Genomic DNA, 24,458 nt, shown 5'->3' with positions numbered 1-24,458 from the left:
GACTCCGCGATCGCGGACGGCCGTCAGCGCACCGGGCCGTCCGCCCGCTCCACCTGCTGGGTGCCGGAACGGGTGCGGTACGAGCGCGTCCAGGACGACGTCGCTGCCGGGTCGGTCTTGTCGGACACGACGTAGTAGTCCATCTGGGCCTGCTCGGCGGTGACGTCGAGGACGCCGTAGCCGTGCGAGTCCATGTCGATCCACTTCACATGGCGGTTGGACGCCCTGAGGGCGGTGGCGGCGGCCAGGGACACCGTCTGCGGTGCGACGTGCAGGATGTCGTCGAGGTTGTCGGAGGAGACGGAGGTGACCACGAACTCCGTGGCCACCGACGACGACAGCGGATAGGTCGCGGCCTTCTTCGGCACGTCGCAGGCCCAGGCCATGTGGATGTCGCCGGTCAGGAAGACGGTGTTGCGGATGGCGCGGTCGGCGAGGTGGGCGATGAGCTCGCGCCGGTCGTCGGTGTAGCCGTCCCACTGGTCGGCGTTGATGGTGATGCCGCCCGAGGGCAGCCCCAGCAGTTCGGCGATCGGCTCCAGCAGGTGGGCGGGCAGCGCGCCGAAGGTGACGGGGGAGACCATCACCGGGTTGCCGACCAGCCGCCAGGTGGTGTCGGAGGAGGCCAGGCCCTGCTTGAGCCAGTCCAGTTGGGCGCGGCCGGTGATGGTGCGCTCGGGGTCGTCGACCTTGCCGCTGCCGGCCTTCACCTGCTGCGAGCGGAAGGACCGCAGGTCCAGCAGGTGCAGGTCCGCCAGGCGGCCGAAGCGCAGCCGGCGGTAGGTGGTGCCCTGGACGGAGGTGCGGACGGGCATCCACTCGAAGTAGGCCTGCTTGGCCGCGGCGAAGCGGGCCGTCCAGTCGCCCTCGGCGCCGGGGGTGTGGTTCTCCGCGCCCCCGGTCCAGGTGTCGTTGGCGAACTCGTGGTCGTCCCAGATGGCCACGACCGGGTGCGCGTGGTGCAGGGCCTGGAGGGCGGGGTCGGTCTTGTAGCGGCCGTGGCGGGTGCGGTAGTCGGCGAGGGTGACGATCTCGTGCGCGGGGGCGTGCGGCCGTACGACGTACTTGGGCTTGGGGTAGGCGCCGGAGGCGTACTCGTAGATGTAGTCGCCGAGGTGGAACACCGCGTCCAGGTCGCGCCGTTCGGCGAGGTGGCGGTAGGCGGAGAAGTGGCCCGCCTCCCAGTTGGCGCAGGAGACCACGCCGAAGCGGACGCCGGTGGTGGCCGCGTCGTGGGCGGGCGTCGTACGGGTGCGGGCGGTCGGGGAGTGGACGCGGTCACCGCCGTCGGCGGTGACCGTGAATCTGAAGAAGTAGCCGGTGGCGGGGCGCAGTCCGCGTACGTCCGCCTTGACGGTGTGGTCGGTGGCGGCGGTCGCGGTGACCGTGCCGTGGGCGACGACGCGGGCGAAGTCGGCGTCCTCGGCCACCTGCCAGCCGACCTCGACGGCCGGCCCGCGCCCCGAGCCGGGCGCGGCGTCGGGGGTGGGCGTGACGCGGGTCCACAGCAGGACACCGTCGGGCAGCGGGTCGCCGGAGGCGACGCCGTGCAGGAAGGCGGGGCGAGGACCGGCGGGGTGAGACGGGGCAGCAGAGGCGGCCGGGGTGGTGGAGTCGGCCAGGGCGGCCGGCGCGGAGGCCAGCGGCAGCAGGGCGGCGGTCGCGGTGACCGCGGCGGCCGAGACGGCGGAGCGTCGCGATATGTCGTGGGATGTCACGAGCCGTCAGTTTACTGGCCAGTACGACCAGCGGTAAGGCCACGGACGGGCGGAAAACCGTGTGTTCGCCCGCCCGTCGGCCCTACGACGGCAACCCGCCGCGCTCCTGCTACTTCTGGAGCGACTTGTCGACGAGAGCGGTGAACTCCTCGGGCGCCTGCGGCGCCTGGCCCTGCGCGTTGGCCAGGACCTTGCCGTTGAGCTTGAGACCCGGGGTGCCCTGGAGCTCCTTGCCCTGCCCGACGAACGTGTCGAAGCTGGCGGACATCTCCAGCGCCCACTTGTCGTAGGTGCCGTCCTTGACGTCCTTCTCGAACGTGGCGTTGCCCTTGAGCTCCTTGACCGCCTCGGCGATGGACAGGAGCTTGGCGTCGTCGGAGAAGGCGTCGTCCCGCTCGTCGGGGTGGTTCTTCGGGTCGAACAGCGCCTTCTTGTAGTCCAGGAACGCCTGCGGGCTGACGTTGAGGGCCGCGCCCAGCGCGCTCAGCGCGTTCTTGGAGCCCGAGCCCTTGATCATGGGGTTGCGGTCTAGGAAGGCGCCCATCCGGTACTGCACCTTGTACTTGCCGTCCTTGAGGTCCTTCAGCACGGTCTCGCCGACGGTCCGCTCGAAGCCCGAGCAGATGGGGCAGCGCATGTCCTCGAAGACCTCGAGGGTGTTCTTCGCGTCCTGCTTGCCGAGGACGACCGAGGTGCCCTTGTCGCCGGTGGAGTTGGCGGGCTGCTTGAACTCGCGCTTCTTGGCGGCGCTCTCCCAGTCCTCGCTGCTGACCTTGTTGTTCTTGCTGCCGTCGGTGGCCTTGGTCAGGGCCACGCCGGCGCCGGCCGCGATCGCGAGGACGGCCACGATGGCGCCGCCCACCAGGAGCTGACGGCGCGTCTTGTCCTTCTTCGCCTGGCGCTCGCGCTCGGCGCGCAGCCGCTCGCGCGCGGCGGCCTTGTTCTGCGGGTTGTTGCGGTTGCTCATGATGTCGCTCCGTTGCGGTACGGGAAAGGGACCGGTGGTGTGCTCAGGCGGATGCCGGGCACAGCGGCGGTCCCCGCCGGACGACGGAGTGGACGAGCAGGGGCAGCGCACGGGCCGGGAGGGTGTCGCGTATGGGCCGTAGGCGCGCCCCTTGCGGACGGGCGTACGCGGCGAGCGCGGCGGCGGCCAGCAGCAGGGGCCGGAAGGCGAAGGAGGCCACCACGCGCAGCAGCCGGCCCAGCGCCACCTCGCCGCGGCGCAGCCAGGCGGCGGCCAGCAGTCCGACGGCGACGTGCGCGGCCAGCAGCAGCCAGGGGGTGGCGGAGTGCGTCCCGGCGGCGCCCGCGAGCGGGTCGGCGCCGCCGTGGGCCGCCATGCGGGCCAGCGGGGTGCCGAAATCGCCGCCGCCACAGACCAGATCGACGCCCATCGAGCGCAGCGGGCCGGCGACGGGGCCGCCGGCCTGGCCGTAACAGGCGTGCTGGCCCGTGGTGAAGACGGTGTCCGCGGCCAGCTCCAGCGGAACGAGCAGGGCGGCTATCGGCCAGTAGCCGCGCTCGCGGCCGGCCAGCGCGTAGGCGATCGCGAAGAACGCCGCCGCCAGCACGGCGACCGTGGACAGCGGCAACGGCATGTGCGACAACAGCACATGGGAGGCTGCGGACAGGGTGACGCACAGCGCGGTGAACAGCGCCGCGCGCAGCGTCCTGTACCGAACTCCCGTCCCCTCCATGACGCCGAAGTCTGCCACGGCATCAGGAAGGTGTCGTGTCAAGATTCGGCATCGTTGAGGGGACGGTCGCGGTCCGGTCGCCGGTGTCGCCGGCGGCGGGGGACGGCTACTTCAGCATCTTCTCGATGGCCGGGGTGAACTGCTGCGGGGTCATCGGGACGCCCTTGCCGTTCACGGTCTCGACCTCGAGCTTCTTGCCGTCGACCTTCAGGGTCGGGGTGCCGGTGACGTCCTTGGCCTTGTCGAAGGCGTCGGACACCTCCAGCGCCCACTTGTCGAAGGTGCCGTCCTTGACGTTCTTCTCGAACTCGGCGTTGCCCTTGAGGGCGGGGACCTCCTGGGCGACCTTCAGCAGGACGTCGTCCTTGGCGTAGTCGTCCTTGGTCTCCTCGGGGTGGTTGCCCTTGGCGTACAGCGCCTTGTTGTAGGCCGAGAAGGCTTCGGGGCTCACGTTCAGGGCGGCGCCGAGCGCGCTGAGGGCGTTCTTCGAACCGGTGCCGGCGATCTGCGGGTTGCGGTCGAGGAAGGTGCCGACGTGGTACGAGAGCTTGTACTTGCCGTCCTTGACGTCCTTGTCGATCGTCTCGCCGACGTTCTGCTCGAAGACCGAGCAGATCGGGCAGCGCATGTCCTGGTAGACCTCCAGGGTGTGCTTGGCGTCCTTCTTGCCGATGACGATCTCGGTGCCCTTGTCGCCGGCGGTGTTGGCGGGCTTGACCAGCGTGCTGTCCGCCGCGGCCTTCCAGGCGGCGTTGGTGGACTTGCCGCTGCCACTGGTGCCGCCGCCCATCTGGCTCACGCCGTAGGCGATGCCGCCGGCTATGGCCAGGATGCCGACGACCGCTCCGGCGACGACGAGCTGGCGGCGGGCCTTGTCCTTCTTCGCCTGGGCCTCGCGCTCGGCGCGCAGCCGCTCGCGCGCGGTCTGCTTGTTCTCCCAGGTGTTGCGCTTGCTCATGGTGATGCTTCTCCGTGGTGCTCTGGTGCGGTGTGTTCTCTACTGCTCAGCCGAGGGCGGGGCGAAGCGGCGGTCCGCGCCGGACGACGGAGTGGAGAAGCGACGTGCGCGGCCGGGCCGTGCGCGCGGGGCGCGGGGGACGTACGGGCGCCCCCTCGGGAGAGGCGTACGCGCCGAGCGCGGCGGCGGCCAGCAGCAGCGGGCGGAAGGCGCACGCGGCGGCCGCGCGCAGCAGCCTGCCGAGCGCCGCCTCGCCGCGGCGCAGCCAGGCGGCGGCCAGCAGGCCGACGGCGATGTGCCCGGCGAGCAGCAGCCAGGGGGCCGCGCCGGGGGCGGCGACCCCCGCCAGGGGGCCGCCCATGCGTCCGCTGCACAGCCAGGTCAGGGCCCCCGGGGCCGGGTGCCCCGCGGAGCCGTAGCAGGTGTCCTGGCCGGTGGTGAAGAGCGCCCCGGTGGCCAGCTCCAGCGGCACCAGCAGGCCCGCGATGCGCCAGAAGCCGCGCTCCTCGCCCGCCAGGGCGTAGGCGAGCGCGAAGACGGCGGCACCGGCCGCGGCGACGGCCGACGCGGGCAGGGTCCTGCCGGACAGCAGCACGTGCGAGGCGGCGGACAGCAGGACGCACAGCGCTGAGAACAGCGCCGCGCGCAGTGCCCGCGGTCGTGCCGCCGATATGTCCATGAGGTTCGAGTCTGCCATGCCGTGCGGTGAGCCCCGGCTAAAGGCCCGGGATGCGGCCGTTGCGGAAGAGGTCCACGAAGATCTGGTGGTCCGCGCGGGCCCGGGCGCCGTAGGTGTGGGCGAAGTCCACCAGCAGCTCGGCGAAGCCCTCCTCGTCGGCGGCGATGACGGCGTCGATGGCCCGCTCGGTGGAGAAGGGCACCAGCGAGTGGCCGCTCTGGTCGTCGGCGGCGGCGTGCATGGTGGCGGTGGCACGGCCCAGATCGGCGACGACGGCCGCGATCTCCGCCGGGTCGTCGATGTCCGACCAGTCCAGGTCCACCGCGTACGGGGAGACCTCGGCGACCAGCTGCCCGCTGCCGTCCAGCTCGGTCCACCCCAGCCACGGATCGGCATGGTCCTGCAAGGCCCGCTGGGAGATCACCGTGCGGTGGCCCTCGTGCTGGAAGTAGCCGCGCACCCGCGGGTCGGTGATGTGCCGGGAGACCGCCGGGGTCTGCGCCTGCTTCATGTAGATGACGACATCGTTCTCCAGGGCGTCGCTGTTGCCCTCCAGGAGGATGTTGTACGAGGGCAGCCCGGCGCTGCCGATGCCGATGCCGCGGCGGCCGACGACGTCCTTGACACGGTAGGAGTCCGGGCGCGCCAGGCTGGTGTCCGGGAGGGTCTCCAGGTAGCCGTCGAAGGCGGCGAGGATCTTGTAGCGGGTGGCCGCGTCGAGCTCGATGGAGCCGTCGTCGCCCAGGAAGCGCCGGTCGAAGTCCCGGATCTCGGTCATCGTGGCGAGCAGCCCGAACCGGGTCATCGACCGGGCCTCGCGCAGCGCGCCCAGCAGCGGGCCCCCGGCGGTGTCCAGGGTGAACGGCGGCAGGTCGTCGTTCCTGGCGCCGGTGGCCAGGGCGTGGATGCGCTCGCGGTAGGCGGCGGCGTAGATCCGCACCAGCTCGCTGATCTTCTCGTCGCTGAGCGCCTTGGTGTAGCCCAGCAGCGCCAGCGAGGCGGTCAGGCGCTTGAGGTCCCAGGTGAAGGGGCCGACGTACGCCTCGTCGAAGTCGTTGACGTTGAAGACCAGCCGGCCGTTGGCGTCCATGTACGTGCCGAAGTTCTCGGCGTGCAGATCGCCGTGGATCCACACCCGGCTCGTGCGGTCGTCCAGGTACGGGCCGGCGTCGCGCTCGTGCTCGAGGTCGGAGTAGAACAGGCAGGCCGTGCCGCGGTAGAAGGCGAAGGCGGAGGCGGCCATCTTCCGGAATTTGACCCGGAAGGCGGCCGGGTCGGCCGCGAGCAGCTCACCGAAAGCGGTGTCGAAGACGGCGAGGATCTCCTCGCCGCGCTGCGTGGCCCGGTCGTGCTCGGTCGCCATCGCCGGTTCCTCCTGGTGGGGTCATCGGGCGGACATATGTGCTGCCAGCCTCAACGCCCGAGGCTACCGGCGCGTGCCCGTGGCTGTCGGTGGGGGCCGGTAACCTTCAAAACTGTCCCCGCCGACCCGCTGCACCCCGCCGGAGGTCTTCCCGCCGTGACCGCCTCGTCCAGGCCCCCCTTCACGCACCTGCACGTACACACCCAGTACTCCCTGCTGGACGGTGCCGCGCGGCTCAAGGACATGTTCAATGCCTGCAATGAAATGGGCATGACGCATATCGCCATGACCGACCATGGCAACCTCCACGGCGCCTACGACTTCTTCCACCAGGCCAAGAAGGCGGACGTCACCCCGATCATCGGCATCGAGGCGTACGTCGCCCCCGAATCGCGGCGCAACAAGCGACGCATCCAGTGGGGCCAGCCGCACCAGAAGCGCGACGACGTCTCCGGCTCCGGCGGCTACACGCACAAGACGATCTGGGCGGCGAACAAGACGGGGCTGCACAACCTCTTCCGGCTCTCCTCCGACGCCTACGCCGAGGGCTGGCTGACCAAGTGGCCGCGCATGGACAAGGAGACCATCGCCCAGTGGTCGGAGGGGCTGATCGCCTCCACCGGCTGCCCCTCGGGCGAGCTCCAGACCCGGCTGCGCCTCGGCCAGTACGAGGAGGCCCGCAAGGCCGCCGGCGAGTACCAGGACATCTTCGGCAAGGACCGCTACTTCCTGGAGCTGATGGACCACGGCATCGACATCGAGCGCCGCGTCCGCGAGGACCTGCTGAAGATCGGCAAGGAGCTGGGCATCCCGCCGATCGTCACCAACGACTCGCACTACACCTACGCCCACGAGGCCGGCGCGCACGACGCCCTGCTGTGCATCCAGACCGGCAAGAACCTCTCGGACCCCGACCGCTTCCGCTTCGACGGCTCCGGCTACTACCTCAAGTCCACCGACGAGATGTACGCCGTCGACTCCTCCGACGCCTGGCAGGAGGGGTGCGCCAACACCCTCCTGGTCGCCGAGCAGATCGACACCACCGGCTGGTTCGAGAAGCGCGACCTGATGCCGAAGTTCGACGTGCCCGAGGGGTACACCGAGGTCACCTGGTTCCAGGAAGAGGTCAAGCGCGGCATGGCCCGCCGCTTCCCCGGCGGCATCCCGGAGGACCGCCAGAAGCAGGCCGAGTACGAGATGGACGTCATCATCCAGATGGGGTTCCCGGCGTACTTCCTCGTGGTCGCCGACTTCATCATGTGGGCCAAGAACAACGGCATCGCCGTCGGCCCCGGCCGTGGCTCCGCCGCCGGCTCGATCGTCGCCTACGCCATGGGCATCACCGACCTCGACCCGATCGAGCACGGCCTGATCTTCGAGCGCTTCCTCAACCCCGAGCGCATCTCCATGCCCGATGTCGACATCGACTTCGACGAGCGCAGGCGCTCCGAGGTGATCCGGTACGTCACCGAGAAGTACGGCGCCGACAAGGTCGCCATGATCGGCACCTACGGCACCATCAAGGCCAAGAACGCCATCAAGGACTCCGCCCGCGTCCTGGGCTACCCCTACGCGATGGGCGACCGCCTCACCAAGGCGATGCCCGCCGACGTCCTCGGCAAGGGCATCCCGCTCTCCGGCATCCTCGACCCGTCTCACCCGCGCTACAGCGAGGCCGGCGAGATCCGGGGGATGTACGAGAACGAGCCGGACGTCAAGAAGGTCATCGACACCGCCCGCGGCGTCGAGGGCCTGGTGCGGCAGATGGGCGTCCACGCCGCCGGCGTGATCATGTCCAGCGAGCCCATCACCGACCACGTCCCCGTCTGGGTGCGCCACTCCGACGGTGTGACCATCACACAGTGGGACTACCCCAGCTGTGAGTCGCTCGGCCTGCTGAAGATGGACTTCCTGGGCCTGCGCAACCTCACCATCATGGACGACGCCGTCAAGATGGTGAAGGCCAACAAGGGCATCGACATCGATCTGCTGCAGATCCCGCTCGACGACCCCAAGACCTACGAGCTGCTGTGCCGCGGTGACACCCTCGGCGTCTTCCAGTTCGACGGCGGCCCCATGCGCTCGCTGCTGCGCCTGATGAAGCCCGACAACTTCGAGGACATCTCCGCCGTCTCGGCCCTGTACCGGCCGGGCCCGATGGGCATGAACTCGCACACCAACTACGCGCTGCGCAAGAACGGCCAGCAGGAGATCACGCCGATCCACCCGGAGCTCGCCGAGCCCCTCGAGGAGGTCCTCGGCGTCACCTACGGTCTGATCGTCTACCAGGAGCAGGTGCAGAAGGCCGCGCAGATCGTCGCCGGGTACTCCCTCGGCGAGGCCGACATCCTCCGCCGCGTCATGGGCAAGAAGAAGCCCGACGAGCTGGCGAAGAACTTCGTCTTCTTCAAGGAGGGCGCGCAGAAGAAGGGCTTCTCCGAAGAGGCCATCCAGGCCCTGTGGGACGTCCTGGTCCCCTTCGCCGGCTACGCCTTCAACAAGGCCCACTCCTCGGCGTACGGCCTGGTCACGTACTGGACGGCCTACCTCAAGGCCAACCACCCCGCCGAGTACATGGCCGCCCTGCTGACCTCGGTCAAGGACGACAAGGACAAGTCGGCGACCTACCTCAACGAGTGCCGCCGCATGGGCATCAAGGTGCTCCCGCCGAACGTCAACGAGTCGGAGTCCAACTTCGCCGCCCAGGGCGACGACGTGATCCTCTTCGGCCTCACCGCCGTCCGCAACGTCGGCGCCAACGTCGTCGACTCGATCATCCGCTGCCGCAAGTCCAAGGGGAAGTACACCTCCTTCCCCGACTTCCTCGACAAGGTCGAGGCCGTCGTCTGCAACAAGCGCACCGTCGAATCGCTGATCAAGGCCGGCGCCTTCGACGAGATGGGGCACACCCGCAAGGGCCTCACCGCGCACTACGAACCGATGATCGACAACGTGGTGCAGGTCAAGCGCAAGGAGGCCGAGGGACAGTTCGACCTCTTCGGCGGCATGGGGGAGGAGGACAGCGGCGAGCCGGGCTTCGGGCTCGACGTGGAGTTCTCCGACGTCGAGTGGGAGAAGTCCTACCTGCTCGCGCAGGAGCGCGAGATGCTCGGCCTCTATGTCTCCGACCACCCGCTCTTCGGCATCGAGCACGTCCTGAACGACAAGGCCGACGCAGCGATCTCCCAGCTCACCGGCGGTGAGCACGCCGACGGCGCGATCGTCACCATCGGCGGCATCATCTCCGGCCTGCAGCGCAAGATGACCAAGCAGGGCAACGCCTGGGCCATCGCCACCGTCGAGGACCTCGCCGGCTCCATCGACTGCATGTTCTTCCCCGCCACCTACCAGCTGGTCTCCACCCAGCTCGTCGAGGACGCCGTCGTCTTCGTCAAGGGCCGGCTCGACAAGCGGGAGGACATCCCCCGCCTGGTCGCCATGGAGCTGATGGTCCCCGATCTGTCCAACGCGGGCACCAACGCACCGGTGATCATCACCATCCCCACCGTGAAGGTCACCCCGCCGCTGGTGGAGCGGCTCGGCCAGGTGCTCACCCACCACCGGGGCTCCACCGAGGTGCGCATCAAGCTCCAGGGGGCGCGCAAGACGACCGTGCTGCGCCTGGACCGGCACCGGGTGACGCCCGACCCGGCGCTCTTCGGCGACCTGAAGCAGCTGCTCGGCCCGTCCTGCCTGGCGGGCTGAGCCCGCACCCGGCCGTGCGCCGGACCTGAAGAACGCGTGAGGGGCGCGTCCGCATCAAGCGGGCGCGCCCCTCAAATGCACCTAAGCGCCGGTCAGTTGTGGCCGAACCGCTTCTGGCGGCCCTTGTGCGCGACGTCGGCAGGGGTGACCTGGGACTGCCGCTGCTCCGTCTGCTGCTCCATCGAGCGGCTCTTGGCCTGCTGCTGCCCGCGCTCGGCAGCGCTCGACGACTGTGGCTGCTTCCGGTTCTTGTTCTTGGCCATGCTGAAGTGCCTCCACATCGGGATGACCCCCTCGGCCCACCCTCCCACGCACCGGCCAAACGTGCATTTCGGGTAATTACCGTGGGTGACAGGGGTACTTATCGGCCGTGGCCCGTATCCGCCACGCCGAAGATCCAGTTCGGACTGATAACCCCCGCGCGGTCGGGCAGACTCCTGGGAAAGCCAAAGGAGACCGGGGCACGCCTGTGCCGGGGGGCCGCACTTCTGAACTCACGGAAAGAGGGTGGAACGTGGACCGCTGCGTCGTCCTGGTGGACGCCGGGTATCTGCTGGGCGCCGCCGCGAGCCTGCTGGCCGGGGAGCCCGCCCGGTCCCGCATCACCGTCGACCACGCGACCCTCATCCAAGGTCTGCGCGAACGCGCCGAGGCCGACACCCAGCGGCCGCTGCTGCGCATCTACTGGTTCGACGGCGCCCCCGACCGCGTACCCCAGCCCGAGCACCGCCGGCTGCGCGTGATGTCCCGCGTCACCGTCCGGCTCGGCGCCCTGACCCGCAGCGACGGACGCTGGGCCCAGAAGGGCGTCGACGCGGCCATGCACGCCGAGCTCACCGAGCTCGCCCGCAACCGCGCCGCCTCCGACATCGTGCTCGTCACCGGCGACGGCGACCTGCTCCCGGGCCTGATGTCCGCCAAGGAACACGGCGTCGCCGTCCACCTGTGGGCCGTCCAGGCCGCCGACGGCGACTACAACCAGTCCGAGGACCTCGTCGCCGAGGCCGACGAGCGACGCGTCCTGGACCGCACCTGGATCACCCGGGCGGTACGGGCCAAGGAACTGAACGGCATCTGCGCCCCCCAGCCCGCCACCCGGCCCGAGATCGCCGCGATCCTCTCCGCGCCGCTGCCCGAGACCGCGGCCGCTGCCGCCGCCGCGGCGAGCCGCCCTGCGGACGCCCGCCCGGCCCCCGAGCGCAACGGCACCCGGCCCGCGGCCGCCGCCAGCACCCCCTGCACCTCCGCCGAGCGCGCCACCGACACCTCCGCCGGGCGGGGCGTGCCCACCCCCAAGGACCTCGCCGGCCTGGGCCGCGGCCCCGCCGCCGGCTCCCCCCAGCCGGCCGCCGCCCAGTCCACCGCCGGGCAGGGCGCGACCCCCAGCGCGACGCTGCGCTGGTCCTCCGACAAGGGCTGGGTCGAGCGCGGCGCCGGCAACGGCCTCGGGGAGCCTCCCGAAACCGCCTCCCTGCCCATGCTCGCCCAGCTCACCAGCGCCGAACAGCGATGGGCCGACCGCGAGGAGGACATCACCACCGTCGGCGGCGACCCCTTCGAGGTCGGCCAGGTCTTCGCCCGCCGCTGGACCGAGCGCATCACCGACTCCATCCACCTCCAGCACCTGTCCACCGAGTACCCGCGCATCCCGCACCGCATCGACGGCGAGCTGCTGCGCTACGCCGCCCGCTTCGGTCTCCTCGCCCACAAGGACGACCAGATCGACGAGCACGACCGCTATGCGATCCGCGCCGGCTTCTGGCGCGAGATCGACGCCCGCACCGCGGCGGAACACGCTCCCGCCGGGGACTGAGCCGGTGCGCGGCGAGGGGGTGCCCGGCGGGCGGCGCCACCGGCGGGCGCAGGAGGCCCCCGGAGCAAGCCGCGGGCGCCGGGGCGCGTACCCTCATAGCTCGTGAGGATGGGCGCGAAACAGGCGGAGCGGGGGTCCCCGGGGCGATCGGGCGGCGTGGTGTGCGCCGTGCGCGGCCTCGTCAAGACCTACCCCGCCGCACGCGGCCGGCGCGGTACGCCCGGCGCCGCCGCCGTGCGGGCCAGCGACCGCATCGACCTCGAGGTCCGGCGCGGTGAGATCTTCGGCCTGCTGGGCCCCAACGGAGCCGGCAAGACCACACTCGTGCGCCAGCTCACGGGCCTGCTGCGGCCGGACGAAGGCAGCGTCGAGCTCCTCGGCCACGACCTCGTGCGCCACCCCGAGCGCGCCGCCCGCCTCGTCGGCTACCTCGGCCAGGAGTCGAGCGCGCTGGACGAGCTGACCGTGTCCCTGGCCGCCGAGACCACCGGCCGGCTGCGCGGCCTCGACCTGCGTGCCGCCCGCGCCGAGCGCGACGCCGTCCTCGACGAACTCGGGCTCACCGCCCTCGCCGGCCGCCCGCTGAAGAAGCTCTCCGGCGGCCAGCGCCGCCTCGCCTGCTTCGCCGCCGCCCTGGTCGGCGAGCGGCCCCTGCTCGTCCTGGACGAGCCGACCACCGGCATGGACCCCGTGGCCCGCCGGGCCGTGTGGGCCGCCGTGGACCGCCGGCGCGCCGAGCGCGGCACCACGGTGCTGCTGGTCACCCACAACGTCATCGAGGCCGAGACCGTGCTGGACCGGGTCGCGGTGCTCGAACACGGGCGGATCATCGCCTGTGACACCCCGGCCGGGCTCAAGGAGCTCGTCGGGGACGAAGTACGGGTCGACCTCGTCTGGCGCGACGAACCGCCGCTGGACGTCCCCGAGGTCGCCGCGCTGCGCGACGCCGCCCACGAGACGGGCCGCCGCTGGTCGCTGCGGCTCGCCCCCGCCGAGGCTCGCGCCGCCGTCGCCGCCGTGACCGGGGGGCCCGCGTTCGCCGCGCTCGACGACTTCACGCTCGCCACGCCGAGCCTGGAGGACGTCTATCTGGCGCTGGGCGGCGGCCGCGCGCAGGGACTGGTCAAGGCATGAGGGGCGCCGGCGTGAAGGTCCGACCGAACAGGAGCTGTGCCGCGTGAGTGCCGTATCCGCAGAGGCGGTCCCCGGGAAGATCCGGGCGCAGGGCGGAGCCGAGTCGTGGCCCGACAGCGAGGGGGCCGCACCGCTGGCCCCCCGGGCGCGGCTGCTGCCGGCGCTGGCGGCGGTCTACCGCGCGCAGCTCTCGCGGGCCCGCGTCGCGCGGATCCCGCTGCTGTTCGTGGCGACGTTCCAGTCCGTCGGCATCATGATCCTCATGCGCGGTGTCGTCGACGGCGGCGACGAGGCACGGGCGGTCGTGGCCGGCTCCAGCGTGCTGGTCGTCGCCTTCGTCGCGCTGAACCTGCTCGCCCAGTACTTCGGCCAGCTGCGCGCCAGCGGCGGCCTCGACCACTACGCGACGCTCCCGGTGCCGCCCGCGGCCGTCGTGCTGGGAGCGGCGGGGGCGTACGCCTCCTTCACCGCGCCCGGCACGCTGGTGACGGCGGTGGTCGGCAGCGTGCTGTTCAAGCTGTCGATGGTGCACCTGTGGGTGCTGGCCGCGGTGGTCCCGCTGTCCGGCGCGGCCCTGGCCGGGCTCGGCGCCGCCCTCGGACTGCTCGCGCCGCGCCAGGAACTGGCGACGCTCTGCGGCCAGCTGGGCATGTCGGCGGCGCTGCTGCTGGGCGTGCTGCCGGCCGACCGCATGCCCGCGCCGATCGGCTACGCCCGTGACCTGCTGCCGTCCACCTACGGCGTGGAGGCGCTGGCCCGCAGCTTCGACGCGCACCCCGACTGGCTGCTGGTGGCGGCGGACCTGGGGGTGTGCGCGGCCGTCGGCGTGGTGTCGCTGGCCGTGGCCACCTGGGCCTACCGCCGGGCGGCCGTGCGGTGACGCGCCGCAGTGACCCTCCTGGCGCCCGGGCCTGCGCCCCGGCCTGGCACGATGGCAAGGTGACCGCACCGCTGACGCCGCACGACGGCTCCTCCTCCGACCCCGTCCCCACCGACGCCGTGCCCTCGCCGGGCCCGCAGCCGGAGGCAACGCGGGACGAGGCGGCCCTGGCCCGGGCCGAGGAGACCCGCCTCGAGCTGCGGGACGCCGCGATCGTCACGGCGGCCGTCATGGTGGCAGGCGTCCTGCTGGGACTGCTGTGGGTGTGGCTGGCGCCGCGCGTGCCGCTGATCTCCGACGGCAAGGCCGTCTACCTGAAGAACACCGAGGGCGAGCAGGCCATCGGCGCGGACGGCTGGTTCGCGCTGCTGGGCCTGGCGTTCGGCGCGGTCAGCGCGGCGGCGGTCTTCCTCTTCCGCCGGGCCGGCGGCATCGCCCTCGTGGTGGGCCTCGCGGCCGGCTCCCTGCTGGCCTCGGTGATCGGCTGGCGGATGGGCGTCTGGCTGGGCCCGTCCTCCGACGTGGCCGGGCACGCCCGGGCGGTGGGCAAGGGCGTGGTCTTCGACGCCCCGCTGAAGCTGGCCGCCAAGGGCATGCTGCTGGCGTGGCCGCTGTCGGCGATGGCCGTACACCTGGGCCTCATGGCCCTGTTCGGGCCGCGCGACCCCGAGCCGGTCCTGCCGTGGGCCGTACCCGGGGCCGCCTCCGGACCTGCCGCCGGCCCCGGGCCGGAGGCGCCGCCGGAGTCCGGCCGGGGCTAGGCTACGCCGGCCTGCGGCCGTGGTTGGCGCGGCCCTTCTTCAGCCGCCAGCGGCGCTTGCGGGTGCGCTTCGACATGGGCGTCCCTCCCTGTGCGGGGCGCACGCACGGCGGCCCGCCCCTCGGTCGTAGCGAAGGGAGCGGCATCAGTCCAGCCCGGGCGCGGGCCAACGGTCAGCCGCGGGCGATCGGGGCGATCACCGCTCCCGTCAAAAGCGCCAGGTCGGCGGGGGAGAGCTCGACCTCCAGGCCGCGGCGCCCGGCGGAGACGCAGATCGTGGTGTGCGAGCGCGCGGAGGCGTCCAGTGCCGTCGGCAGCCGCTTGCGCTGACCCAGGGGGGAGATCCCGCCCCGTACGTACCCCGTGGTGCGCTCGGCGGCGGCCGGATCGGCCATCGCCGCCCGCTTGCCGCCGACGGCCGCCGCCAGGGCCTTGAGGTCGAGCGAGCCGGAGACCGGCACGACGGCCACGGTCAGCGCGCCGTCCACGTCGGCCACCAGCGTCTTGAAGACCCTCCCCGGCTCGACGCCCAGCGCCTCGGCGGCCTCCTCGCCGTAGGAGGCCGCGGCCGGATCGTGGTCGTAGGCGTGCACCGAGAAGGCGGTGCCCGCCTTCTCCAGGGCGACGATCGCGGGGGTCGCCCCCGACGCCTGCTGCTGTTTCTTCGGCTTCTTGGTCAAGGCCGGATCCCTCAGTTGGGGCTGGTGGGCCGCCGGGTGAGCTCGACGGCCGGCAGCGACGGGAGCTTACTGATCACCGCGGTCTCGGCGCGCAGCAGCCTCAGCTCCTCCGAGAGCCGGGACGCGGTGTCGGCGGCCTGCAGCAGCCGCTGTTTGACCGGGGTCTCCAGCACCGCCGCCGCCGCGACGAGATACGACAGCACCTGCGGCTCGCCGGGCAGGTCCGCCCGGCCCGCCAGCGACGCCTCGTTCGCCCCCGCCAGCCGCTTCTGGTACGCCCTGAACGCCCGGACGACCCCCGAGGCGAGCGCCCCGGCGCCCTCGCCCTGCCGCTCCGGAAGGGTCTCCACCTCGCCCGTCAGATACGGGCCGGAGGCGTCGACGGACAGCAGCCGGAAGCGTGTCGTGCCGGTGGCCAGTACCTCGTACGTACCGTCCGGGCGCTCGCGGATGGTGGCCGCGTCCGCGACACAGCCGACGGTGTGGAAGGACTTCAGCGGGTCGGCGCCGAACCCGGAGGCGGGCCCGGGCTCCGGGCGCTCCTCGTCGGGCAGGCCCGGCGCGCTGGGCGCCACCTCGTGGCCGTCGCGGATGGCGACCACCGCGAACCGCCGCTCGTCCTCGGGCCGCTTCGCCAGGTCCCGCATCAGCGCGCGGTAGCGCTGCTCGAAGACGCTCAGCGGGAGCACGAGGCCGGGGAACAGCACCGTGTTCAGCGGGAAGAGGGGAAGGCGCGCGGTGGTCACGGCCGGTAAGCCTAATGGGCGGGCTGCCGGTCCTCGGGGGGATTTCTCTTCCGGCGCAGCCGCCGTGGCCCTTCCGCGGCGAGACGATCACTGCCGGCGCAGCAGCCGGGAGGCGCCCGCCGCCACCGTCGTGGCGAGGATCCAGCCCAGCAGCGTCAGCGCCGCGACGACCCACTGGGTGCCGCCGCCGGGCCGCCAGGCGGTGCCCTGGCCCAGGTCGATGACCGGCAGCAGCAGGTCCAGGGTGTACAGGGCGGCGTCCCACTGGGGGCCCTCGCCCTTCTTGAGGGGCGGCACCGGGCGGTAGGAGAAGTACAGCGCCCCCAGGGCCCACAGCACCGCCATCCACACCGCGGCCCGCCCCGGCCGGTAGCCGTAGGCCACAGTCCAGTCCTGGAGATACCCCCACGCCTTGCCGGCCGGCGGCAGGGTCTCGCGCCGGCGCCGCTGCTTGGCGAGCAGCACCGCCCGCGCGTCCGCGTCCTCACCGCTGGCGCGCAGGGCGCCCGCCAGCCGTTCGTACGGCTCCGGGGCGTACTCCGGGGTGGCCGCCGCGACCCAGTCCAGGCGCAGGGCGAGCGGGAAGTGGCCGAGCGGGATCAGGTGCTCGTAGAAGAAGCCGGCCATCACCAGGCCGCCCGGGCCCGGCCAGCTGTCGTAGCGGTCGATCAGGTTGGCCACCCGGGCGCCCGAGAGGACCACCCGTCCGCGCTGCTGCTTCTCGCCCAGGAAGCGCAGCTCGGGCGTCTGGACGCGGCGCAGCGAGAGCTCCTGGTCGGCCTCCATCACGAACCGGGCCTGGCTGAGGTCCACCGCGTCGCCGAACCGCCCGTCGTCCAGCCGGGCCCCGCCCAGGCACTCGAAGCGCCGCAGCCGCGTGGCCTGCTCGGGCGTGTTGAGGGTGATGCCGTACGGGGGAGTGGCGCCGCCGCCGTAGCGGTGGCCGCCGATGCCGGCCGCCGTGAGGTACAGGGTGCGCTCCACCGTCAGCTGCGGGGCGTTCAGGGCGCGCCGCCCGTAAGGGTTGTTGAGCGTGGAGCCGCGCAGGCTCAGCGAGGCCCCGATCGTCGCGCCGCGCATGCTCAGCTCGCCGTGCGAGCGCATCATCTCCGCCTGCAGGTCCTGCCCGACCGTCATCCCGTCGGCGGCTATGGACAGCCCGCGCCGGTCGCGCCGCACCACCAGCTGGTTGAGCAGCAGGTCGGTGCCTATGTGCGCGTCGGTCAGCCGTATGCCGTGCGGGATCACGCAGCGGGGCAGGTGCAGGTCGCCCTCGGTGCGGATCCGCGCGCCCTCCAGACGGGGCATGGCGCAGCCGACCAGGCGCAGGGTGGTGAAGCTGCTCTCCGGCAGCAGCAGCTGCTCGTCGAAGCGGCAGTTGTGCAGCTCGACGTACGGCACGACGGTCCCGCCGGCGACGTCGAGCGTGCCGGTGACCCGTACGCCGTTGAGCTTGAGCGCGGCGACACGCCCGGGGTGGGCCGCGGGCCCGTGGAGCAGCAGGAGGGCGACGACGCGGGCGCGCACACTGCGCTCGGGGCCCCACACGTGCGGGCCGGCGGGGTCGTCGTGCTCGAGGGAGGCGCGGCTGCGCAGGTCGAGGGTGGCGCCGTTGCGGAACGCCTGCCACATGTCCCGTTCGACGGCGGTGAGCTCCAGCCCGGTGGGCGGCTCGCCGTCGGCCGGCTCGCTCATGGTTCCCCCCCCTCCTGCCTTGGGTCCCCGCCCCGTCTCGCCCCGGGTAGGAGGCCCATTCCCGCCGGGTGACCGGTTGAACACCGGCGGTGAGGAGTGATTGTCCGTCCTCGGTCAGAAAAAGATCAACACTTCCGGCGCGTATCACCAAGTGGTACGCGAAGCCGTGTGACGGGACGGGTCTGAGACAATTGACCGCGTGATCTCCCGAATCGATCTGCGCGGCGCCGCCTTCCCCTCCGAAGGCGTCGACCGCGATCTGCTGCCCCGTGCCGAGCTCGACGTCGCGGCCGCCCTCGAGAAGGTGCGGCCCATCTGCGACGACGTGCATCATCGCGGCACCGCGGCCCTGATCGACTACGCGGAACGGTTCGACGGCGTGCGCATCGAGCGGGTCCGGGTGCCCGCCGAGGCGATCACCCGTGCCCTTGAGGAGCTGGACCCGGCCGTACGGGCCGCGCTGGAGGAGTCCATCCGCCGCGCCCGGCTCGTCCACCGCGAGCAGCGCCGCACCGACCACACCGTCCAGGTCGTGCCCGGCGGCACCGTCACCGAGCGCTGGGTGCCCGTCGACCGCGTCGGGCTCTACGTGCCCGGCGGGCGGTCCGTCTACCCCTCGTCCGTGATCATGAACGTGGTGCCGGCCCAGGAGGCCGGCGTCGGCTCCATGGCCGTCGCCTCGCCGCCCCAGGCCGACTTCGGCGGCCTGCCGCACCCCACCATCCTGGCCGCCTGCGCGCTGCTGGGCGTCGACGAGGTGTACGCGGCGGGCGGGGCCCAGGCCGTCGCCATGTTCGCCTACGGCACCGACGAGTGCCGCCCGGCCACCATGGTCACCGGCCCCGGCAACATCTGGGTCGCCGCCGCCAAGCGGCTGCTCAAGGGCCGCATCGGCATCGACGCCGAGGCCGGCCCGACCGAGATCGCCGTCCTCGCCGACCGCACCGCCGACCCGGCGCACGTCGCCGCCGACCTGATCAGCCAGGCCGAGCACGACCCGCTGGCCGCCTCGGTGCTCGTCACCGACTCCGAGGACCTCGCGGACGCGGTCGAGAAGGAACTGGCCGCCCAGGTGGCCGCCACCAAGCACGTCGAGGACCGCGTCCTGCCCGCCCTGAGCGGGCGCCAGTCCGGCATCGTCCTCGTCGACGGCATCGAGCAGGGCCTCGAGGTCGTCAACGCCTACGGCGCCGAACACCTCGAGATCCAGACCGAGGACGCCGCCCGGGTCGCCGCCCGGGTGCGCAACGCCGGCGCGGTCTTCGTCGGCCCCTACTCCCCGGTGTCCCTCGGCGACTACGCCGCCGGCTCCAACCACGTGCTGCCCACCGGCGGCTGCGCCTGCCACTCCTCCGGGCTCTCGGTGCAGTCCTTCCTGCGCGGCATCCACGTCGTGGACTACACCCGCGACGCCCTGGCCGAGATCGCCGCGCACGTGGTGACGCTCGCCGAGGCCGAGGACCTGCCCGCGCACGGCGCGGCGGTCAAGGCGAGGTTCGACTGGAAGGTGCCACAGAGCAAGTGACCGGCAACCCCTCTGTGTCCCCCTGGGACGAGCTCCCCATCCGGGACGAACTACGCGGCAAGTCCCCGTACGGCGCCCCCCAGCTGGACGTGCCCGTACGCCTGAACACCAACGAGAACCCCTACCCCCTGCCCGAGCCCCTCGTCGCCCGCATCGCCGAGCGCGTGGCCGAGGCCGCCCGGCACCTCAACCGCTACCCCGACCGGGACGCGGTCGAGCTGCGCACCGAGCTCGCCGCGTACCTCACCCGCACCGCGGGCCATGAGGTCGGCACGGCGAACGTCTGGGCCGCCAACGGCTCCAACGAGGTCATCCAGCAGCTGCTGCAGACCTTCGGCGGCCCCGGCCGCACCGCCATGGGCTTCGAGCCCTCGTACTCGATGCACGCCCTGATCTCCCGCGGCACCGGCACCGGCTGGATCCCCGGCCCGCGCCGCGAGGACTTCACCATCGACGTCGACGCGGCCGAGCGGGCCATCGCCGAGCACCGGCCCGACGTCGTCTTCGTCTGCTCGCCCAACAACCCCACGGGCACGGCCGTCGACGCCCAAACCGTCCTGCGGCTGTACGAGGCCGCGCAGGCGGCCAAGCCGTCGATGGTGGTCGTCGACGAGGCATACGGCGAGTTCAGCCACCACCCCTCGCTGCTGCCCCTCATCGAGGGCCGCCCCCACCTCGTCGTCTCCCGCACCATGTCCAAGGCCTTCGGCGCGGCCGGGCTGCGCCTGGGCTACCTCGCCGCGGACCCCGCCGTGGTCGGCGCCGTCCAGCTGGTGCGCCTGCCGTACCACCTCTCGGCCGTCACCCAGGCCACGGCGCTCGCCGCCCTGGAACACACGGACACGCTCCTCGGCTACGTCGAACAGCTCAAGGCCGAGCGCGACCGCATCGTCACCGAGCTGCGCGCCATCGGCTGCGAGGTGACCGACTCGGACGCCAACTTCGTCCAGTTCGGACGCTTCGAGGACAGCCACACCGCCTGGCAGGCCCTCCTCGACCACGGCGTCCTGGTACGGGACAACGCGGTGCCCGGGTGGCTGCGGGTGACCGCGGGCACCCCCGAGGAGAACGACGCGTTCCTGGACGCCGTACGCGCCCTTCGCAAGGAGAACAACCAATGACTCGAGTGGGTCGCGTCGAACGCACCACGAAAGAGACGTCCGTCCTCGTCGAGATAGACCTCGACGGCACCGGACAGGTCGATGTGTCGACCGGGGTCGGCTTCTACGACCACATGCTCGACCAGCTCGGCCGCCACGGCCTCTTCGACCTCACGGTCAAGACCGACGGCGACCTGCACATCGACACCCACCACACCATCGAGGACACCGCCCTCGCGCTGGGCGCCGCCTTCCGGCAGGCCCTCGGCGACAAGGTGGGCATCTACCGCTTCGGCAACTGCACGGTCCCCCTGGACGAGTCCCTCGCCCAGGTCACCGTCGACCTCTCCGGCCGCCCGTACCTCGTGCACAGCGAGCCCGAGAACATGGCGCCGATGATCGGCGCGTACGACACGACGATGACCCGGCACATCCTGGAGTCCTTCGTCGCGCAGGCCCAGATCGCGCTGCACGTCCACGTCCCGTACGGGCGCAACGCCCACCACATCGTGGAGTGCCAGTTCAAGGCGCTGGCCCGGGCCCTGCGCTACGCCTGCGAGCGCGACCCGCGCGCCGCCGGAATCCTCCCGTCCACGAAGGGTGCCCTGTGAGCGGCCTGTCGACCGTCCTCATCGTCGTCGGACTGTTCCTCCTCGGCGGCATCATCTCCTTCCTCAAGCAGGGCATGCCCAAGGGCCTGATCGTCCTGCTCGGCATCGGCGCGGCCATGTGCCTGACCGCCGGTGTGCTGCGCATCGAAGGGCTGTGGTCATGACCGCCCCCGTCACGAAGACCGCGAAGAAGGTCGTCGTCTTCGACTACGGCTTCGGCAACGTCCGCTCCGCCGAGCGCGCCCTGGCCCACGTCGGCGCCGACGTCGAGATCACCCGCGACTACGACAAGGCCATGAACGCCGACGGGCTGCTCGTCCCCGGCGTCGGCGCCTTCGAGGCCTGCATGAAGGGCCTGCGCTCCGCCCGCGGCGACTGGATCATCGGGCGCCGGCTGTCCGGCGGCCGCCCCGTCATGGGCATCTGCGTCGGCATGCAGATCCTCTTCGAGCGCGGCATCGAGCACGGCGTCGAGACCGAGGGCCTCGACGAGTGGCCCGGCGTGGTCGAGCCCCTCAAGGCCCCCGTCGTCCCGCACATGGGCTGGAACACCGTCACCCCGGCCGAGGGCTCGCAGCTCTTCGCCGGCCTGGACGCGGACACCCGGTACTACTTCGTGCACTCCTACGCGGTGCGCGAGTGGAACCTCGAGGTCACCAACGCCAACATCCGCGCGCCGAAGGTCACCTGGGCCACGCACGGCGAGCCGTTCGTCGCCGCCGTGGAGAACGGCCCCCTGTGGGCCACCCAGTTCCACCCCGAGAAGTCCGGCGACGCCGGCGCGACGCTGCTGACCAACTGGATCGAGACGCTCTGATGCCGAAGCTTGAACTCCTGCCCGCCGTCGACGTCCGCGACGGCCAGGCCGTCCGCCTGGTGCACGGCGAGTCCGGTTCCGAGACCTCCTACGGCGACCCGCTGGCCGCCGCCCAGGCCTGGCAGCGCGCCGGCGCCGAGTGGCTGCACCTGGTCGACCTCGACGCCGCCTTCGGCACCGGCGACAACCGGGCGCAGGTCGCCGAGGTCGTCCGTTCGATGGACATCAAGGTCGAGCTGTCCGGCGGCATCCGCGACGACGCCTCCCTGGCCGCCGCCCTCGCCACCGGCTGCACCCGCGTCAACCTCGGCACCGCCGCCCTGGAGACCCCCGAGTGGGTCGCCAAGGTCATCGCCGAGTACGGCGACCGCGTCGCGGTCGGCCTGGACGTACGCGGCACCACCCTGCGCGGCCGCGGCTGGACCCGCGACGGCGGCGACCTCTACGAGACCCTCGCCCGCCTGGACTCCGAGGGCTGCGCCCGCTACGTCGTCACCGACATCGCCAAGGACGGCACGCTCCAGGGCCCCAACCTGGAGCTGCTGAAGAACGTCTGCGCGGCCACCGACAAGCCGGTCGTCGCCTCCGGAGGCGTCTCCTCTCTTGACGATCTGCGTGCGCTTGCCACCCTGGTACCGGAGGGCGTCGAAGGCGCCATCGTCGGCAAGGCCCTCTACGCCAAGGCGTTCACCTTGGAAGAGGCCCTGGAGGCAGTGTCCGTATGACCAAAACCCCAGCCCCGCGGCGCGTGCAGACAGACAGCTCCTGGGAGGAGTCGATCGGCTTCGCACGTGCCGTGGCGGCGGGGGACCGGGTGCTCGTCGCCGGGACCATGCCGCTGGTCGGCGGCGTCCTGCACGGCGAAGGCGATCCGTACGAGCAGACGCTGGCCGCCTTCGGCAACGCGCTCGACGCGCTCAAGCGCTTCGGCCTCGGACCCGAGTCCGTCATCCGCACCCGGATGTACATCACCCACGCGCGGGACGTGGACGCGGTCGGCCGCGCCCACAAGGAGCTCTTCGACACGGTCCGGCCCGCCGCGACCCTGGTCGTGGTCTCCGGCTTCGTCGACTCGCGCGTCCTGGTGGAAGTTGAAGTAGAAGCCTTCCAAGGAGAACCGGCGTGACCCTCGCCGTCCGAGTCATCCCCTGTCTGGACGTGGACAACGGCCGCGTCGTCAAGGGCGTCAATTTCCAGAACCTGCGCGACGCGGGCGACCCCGTCGAAATGGCCGCGGTCTACGGCCGGGAGGGCGCCGACGAGCTGACCTTCCTCGACATCACCGCCTCCTCCGGCAACCGCGAGACCACCTACGACGTGGTGCGCCGCACCGCCGAGCAGGTCTTCATCCCGCTGACCGTGGGCGGCGGCGTGCGCACCGCCGACGACGTCGACAAGCTGCTGCGCGCCGGCGCCGACAAGGTCGGCGTCAACACCGCCGCGATCGAGCGGCCCGAACTGATCAAGGAGATCGCGGAGCGGTTCGGCCGCCAGGTGCTGGTGCTGTCGGTCGACGCCCGGCGGGCACCTACCCGCAACGGCTCGACCGGCTCCTTCGAGGTCACCACGCACGGCGGGCGGCGCGGCACCGGCATGGACGCCGTGGAGTGGGCCCACCGGGCCGCCGAGCTCGGCGCCGGCGAGATCCTGCTGAACTCCATGGACGCCGACGGCACCAAGGACGGCTACGACACGGAAATGATCAAGGCCGTGCGCCGCCATGTGACGGTCCCGGTCATCGCCAGCGGTGGCGCGGGCCGCCTCGAGCACTTCGCCCCGGCCGTCGAGGCGGGCGCGGACGCGGTGCTGGCCGCCTCGGTCTTCCACTTCGGCGACCTGCGCATCCCGGACGTGAAGAACGCCCTGCGCGAGGCGGGCCACCCGGTCCGCTAGCGGTCCGCCGGCGGCCTCCCGGACGGGCTCACGCCGAGCCCGTCCGGCTGTACAGGGCCGCGCCCACCAGGGAACCGATGGGAAGGGGCCTAGTCCCGGATCAGCAGGAACACCGCCCCGACCACCAGTGCCAGGGCGATCGCCCCCACGCCGTACACCAGCCGGTTCTGCCGCAGCACCGGCAGGTGGGCGTCCATCGAGTACCGTCCTGGTCCGGTCAGCGCCAAAGCCGTCGCCGCCAAGGCGACCAAAAGGGTGAATTCCACGCCCTTCGGCAGGAAGAATCCGCCGTCCCAGGTCGCACCCAGCGCGTTGATCATCGTGCCCAGGACCGCCGCGGCGGCCAGCGGCGTGAGCAGCCCCAGGGCGAGTCCCAGGCCGCCCAGCGTCTCGCTGAGCCCGGCGATGACGGCCATGGCCTTCGGCGCCGGATAGCCGACGGAGTCGAAGGCCTTCGCGGTCCCGTCGATGCCCGGCCCGCCGAACCAGCCGAAGAGTTTCTGCGTGCCGTGCCCGGTCATGATGATGCCGAGCATGAGGCGCAGCAGCAGAAGCCCCAGCGAGACGCCGGTCGCCGGCAGCGGGCCCGCGCGGTCGCCGGGAACGTTGGTCCTACCAGGAAAAGCCATGATGGGCACCTTCCTCGGGTCGGTATCCGGTCCGGGCCCCCGAGCCGCCTGC

Annotated in this window: 24 protein-coding genes; 13 read left to right on the top strand and 11 right to left on the bottom strand. The window is 72.1% G+C overall.

Annotation, left to right across the window (positions count from 1 at the left end; all coding sequences use genetic code 11):
• Positions 1 to 23 precede the first annotated feature (23 nt).
• From ABZ956_RS10060 to ABZ956_RS10035, 6 genes are all read right to left on the bottom strand, one after another.
• A complete protein-coding gene (locus ABZ956_RS10060) occupies positions 24 to 1,718 on the bottom strand; it encodes an alkaline phosphatase D family protein (protein WP_361889755.1) in 1,695 nt (564 codons plus the stop codon).
• 109 nt (positions 1,719 to 1,827) lie between these two features.
• Positions 1,828 to 2,685, bottom strand: a complete 858-nt coding sequence (locus ABZ956_RS10055; RefSeq protein ID WP_361889752.1) for a thioredoxin domain-containing protein — start codon at positions 2,683 to 2,685, stop codon at positions 1,828 to 1,830.
• A 43-nt stretch (positions 2,686 to 2,728) separates the two neighbouring features.
• Positions 2,729 to 3,418 carry a hypothetical protein gene (locus tag ABZ956_RS10050; RefSeq protein ID WP_361890487.1) on the bottom strand — a complete coding sequence of 230 codons (690 nt, stop codon included), beginning with the start codon at positions 3,416 to 3,418 and terminating at the stop codon, positions 2,729 to 2,731.
• A gap of 106 nt (positions 3,419 to 3,524) precedes the next feature.
• Positions 3,525 to 4,376, bottom strand: a complete 852-nt coding sequence (locus tag ABZ956_RS10045) for a thioredoxin domain-containing protein (protein ID WP_361889749.1) — start codon at positions 4,374 to 4,376, stop codon at positions 3,525 to 3,527.
• 46 nt (positions 4,377 to 4,422) lie between these two features.
• Positions 4,423 to 5,073, bottom strand: a complete 651-nt coding sequence (locus ABZ956_RS10040; protein ID WP_361889747.1) for a hypothetical protein — start codon at positions 5,071 to 5,073, stop codon at positions 4,423 to 4,425.
• 19 nt (positions 5,074 to 5,092) lie between these two features.
• Complete coding sequence (locus ABZ956_RS10035) at positions 5,093 to 6,418, bottom strand: DUF2252 domain-containing protein (RefSeq protein WP_361889744.1); 1,326 nt, start codon at positions 6,416 to 6,418, stop codon at positions 5,093 to 5,095.
• Positions 6,419 to 6,574: 156 nt separating this feature from the next.
• On the opposite strand from ABZ956_RS10035, the gene dnaE reads away from it, so the two are divergent.
• The gene (dnaE, locus tag ABZ956_RS10030; protein ID WP_361889741.1) at positions 6,575 to 10,123 is read left to right on the top strand and encodes a DNA polymerase III subunit alpha; all 3,549 of its coding nucleotides are present in this window, start codon (positions 6,575 to 6,577) and stop codon (positions 10,121 to 10,123) included.
• A 92-nt stretch (positions 10,124 to 10,215) separates the two neighbouring features.
• Here dnaE and ABZ956_RS10025 read toward each other — a convergent pair whose 3' ends face one another.
• Positions 10,216 to 10,386, bottom strand: a complete 171-nt coding sequence (locus ABZ956_RS10025) for a hypothetical protein (RefSeq protein WP_361889738.1) — start codon at positions 10,384 to 10,386, stop codon at positions 10,216 to 10,218.
• A gap of 251 nt (positions 10,387 to 10,637) precedes the next feature.
• Here ABZ956_RS10025 and ABZ956_RS10020 point away from each other — a divergent pair, with 251 nt between their 5' ends.
• From ABZ956_RS10020 to ABZ956_RS10005, 4 genes are all read left to right on the top strand, one after another.
• Positions 10,638 to 11,936, top strand: coding sequence for an NYN domain-containing protein (locus ABZ956_RS10020; protein WP_361889735.1), 1,299 nt, complete (start codon positions 10,638 to 10,640; stop codon positions 11,934 to 11,936).
• A 159-nt stretch (positions 11,937 to 12,095) separates the two neighbouring features.
• On the top strand, positions 12,096 to 13,070 hold the full coding sequence (locus tag ABZ956_RS10015; RefSeq protein ID WP_361890485.1) for an ABC transporter ATP-binding protein: 975 nt from the start codon (positions 12,096 to 12,098) through the stop codon (positions 13,068 to 13,070).
• Between the two features lie 79 nt (positions 13,071 to 13,149).
• Positions 13,150 to 13,950, top strand: coding sequence for an ABC transporter permease (locus tag ABZ956_RS10010; RefSeq protein WP_361890483.1), 801 nt, complete (start codon positions 13,150 to 13,152; stop codon positions 13,948 to 13,950).
• 59 nt (positions 13,951 to 14,009) lie between these two features.
• Positions 14,010 to 14,711, top strand: coding sequence for a hypothetical protein (locus tag ABZ956_RS10005; protein ID WP_361889732.1), 702 nt, complete (start codon positions 14,010 to 14,012; stop codon positions 14,709 to 14,711).
• A 172-nt stretch (positions 14,712 to 14,883) separates the two neighbouring features.
• On the opposite strand, the gene ybaK is transcribed toward ABZ956_RS10005, so the two are convergent.
• The 3 genes from ybaK to ABZ956_RS09990 form a co-directional block, all read right to left on the bottom strand.
• A complete protein-coding gene (gene ybaK / locus ABZ956_RS10000) occupies positions 14,884 to 15,390 on the bottom strand; it encodes a Cys-tRNA(Pro) deacylase (protein WP_361889729.1) in 507 nt (168 codons plus the stop codon).
• 11 nt (positions 15,391 to 15,401) lie between these two features.
• A complete protein-coding gene (locus tag ABZ956_RS09995) occupies positions 15,402 to 16,136 on the bottom strand; it encodes an LON peptidase substrate-binding domain-containing protein (protein WP_361889726.1) in 735 nt (244 codons plus the stop codon).
• 87 nt (positions 16,137 to 16,223) lie between these two features.
• Positions 16,224 to 17,831, bottom strand: a complete 1,608-nt coding sequence (locus ABZ956_RS09990) for an oxidoreductase (protein WP_361889723.1) — start codon at positions 17,829 to 17,831, stop codon at positions 16,224 to 16,226.
• Positions 17,832 to 18,030: 199 nt separating this feature from the next.
• Here ABZ956_RS09990 and hisD point away from each other — a divergent pair, with 199 nt between their 5' ends.
• The 8 genes from hisD to hisF are packed head-to-tail and all read left to right on the top strand — an operon-like array spanning position 18,031 to position 23,777.
• Positions 18,031 to 19,356 carry a histidinol dehydrogenase gene (gene hisD, locus ABZ956_RS09985; protein ID WP_361889720.1) on the top strand — a complete coding sequence of 442 codons (1,326 nt, stop codon included), beginning with the start codon at positions 18,031 to 18,033 and terminating at the stop codon, positions 19,354 to 19,356.
• A gap of 14 nt (positions 19,357 to 19,370) precedes the next feature.
• Positions 19,371 to 20,477, top strand: coding sequence for a histidinol-phosphate transaminase (locus ABZ956_RS09980; RefSeq protein ID WP_361890481.1), 1,107 nt, complete (start codon positions 19,371 to 19,373; stop codon positions 20,475 to 20,477).
• Entirely contained in the window at positions 20,474 to 21,067 is a 594-nt protein-coding gene (hisB, locus tag ABZ956_RS09975; protein WP_361889717.1) for an imidazoleglycerol-phosphate dehydratase HisB, read from the top strand. The genes ABZ956_RS09980 and hisB overlap by 4 nt, the downstream gene beginning before the upstream one ends.
• Positions 21,064 to 21,231, top strand: coding sequence for a hypothetical protein (locus ABZ956_RS09970; protein ID WP_361889715.1), 168 nt, complete (start codon positions 21,064 to 21,066; stop codon positions 21,229 to 21,231). Before hisB ends, ABZ956_RS09970 begins: the two co-directional genes overlap by 4 nt.
• Positions 21,228 to 21,884: an imidazole glycerol phosphate synthase subunit HisH gene (gene hisH / locus ABZ956_RS09965; protein WP_361889712.1), complete on the top strand. Its 657-nt coding sequence runs from the start codon at positions 21,228 to 21,230 to the stop codon at positions 21,882 to 21,884. The genes ABZ956_RS09970 and hisH overlap by 4 nt, the downstream gene beginning before the upstream one ends.
• Entirely contained in the window at positions 21,884 to 22,609 is a 726-nt protein-coding gene (gene priA / locus ABZ956_RS09960; RefSeq protein WP_361889709.1) for a bifunctional 1-(5-phosphoribosyl)-5-((5-phosphoribosylamino)methylideneamino)imidazole-4-carboxamide isomerase/phosphoribosylanthranilate isomerase PriA, read from the top strand. The genes hisH and priA overlap by 1 nt, the downstream gene beginning before the upstream one ends.
• The gene (locus tag ABZ956_RS09955; protein WP_361889706.1) at positions 22,606 to 23,010 is read left to right on the top strand and encodes a RidA family protein; all 405 of its coding nucleotides are present in this window, start codon (positions 22,606 to 22,608) and stop codon (positions 23,008 to 23,010) included. The genes priA and ABZ956_RS09955 overlap by 4 nt, the downstream gene beginning before the upstream one ends.
• Positions 23,007 to 23,777, top strand: coding sequence for an imidazole glycerol phosphate synthase subunit HisF (gene hisF, locus ABZ956_RS09950; protein ID WP_361889703.1), 771 nt, complete (start codon positions 23,007 to 23,009; stop codon positions 23,775 to 23,777). The genes ABZ956_RS09955 and hisF overlap by 4 nt, the downstream gene beginning before the upstream one ends.
• An 89-nt stretch (positions 23,778 to 23,866) precedes the next feature.
• Here hisF and ABZ956_RS09945 read toward each other — a convergent pair whose 3' ends face one another.
• The gene (locus ABZ956_RS09945) at positions 23,867 to 24,406 is read right to left on the bottom strand and encodes a DoxX family membrane protein (protein WP_361889700.1); all 540 of its coding nucleotides are present in this window, start codon (positions 24,404 to 24,406) and stop codon (positions 23,867 to 23,869) included.
• Positions 24,407 to 24,458: the final 52 nt, after the last annotated feature.

Source organism: Streptomyces sp. NPDC046261 (assembly GCF_040646235.1).
GTDB lineage: Bacteria > Actinomycetota > Actinomycetes > Streptomycetales > Streptomycetaceae > Streptomyces.
This window is presented reverse-complemented; position numbering and strand designations above follow the sequence as displayed.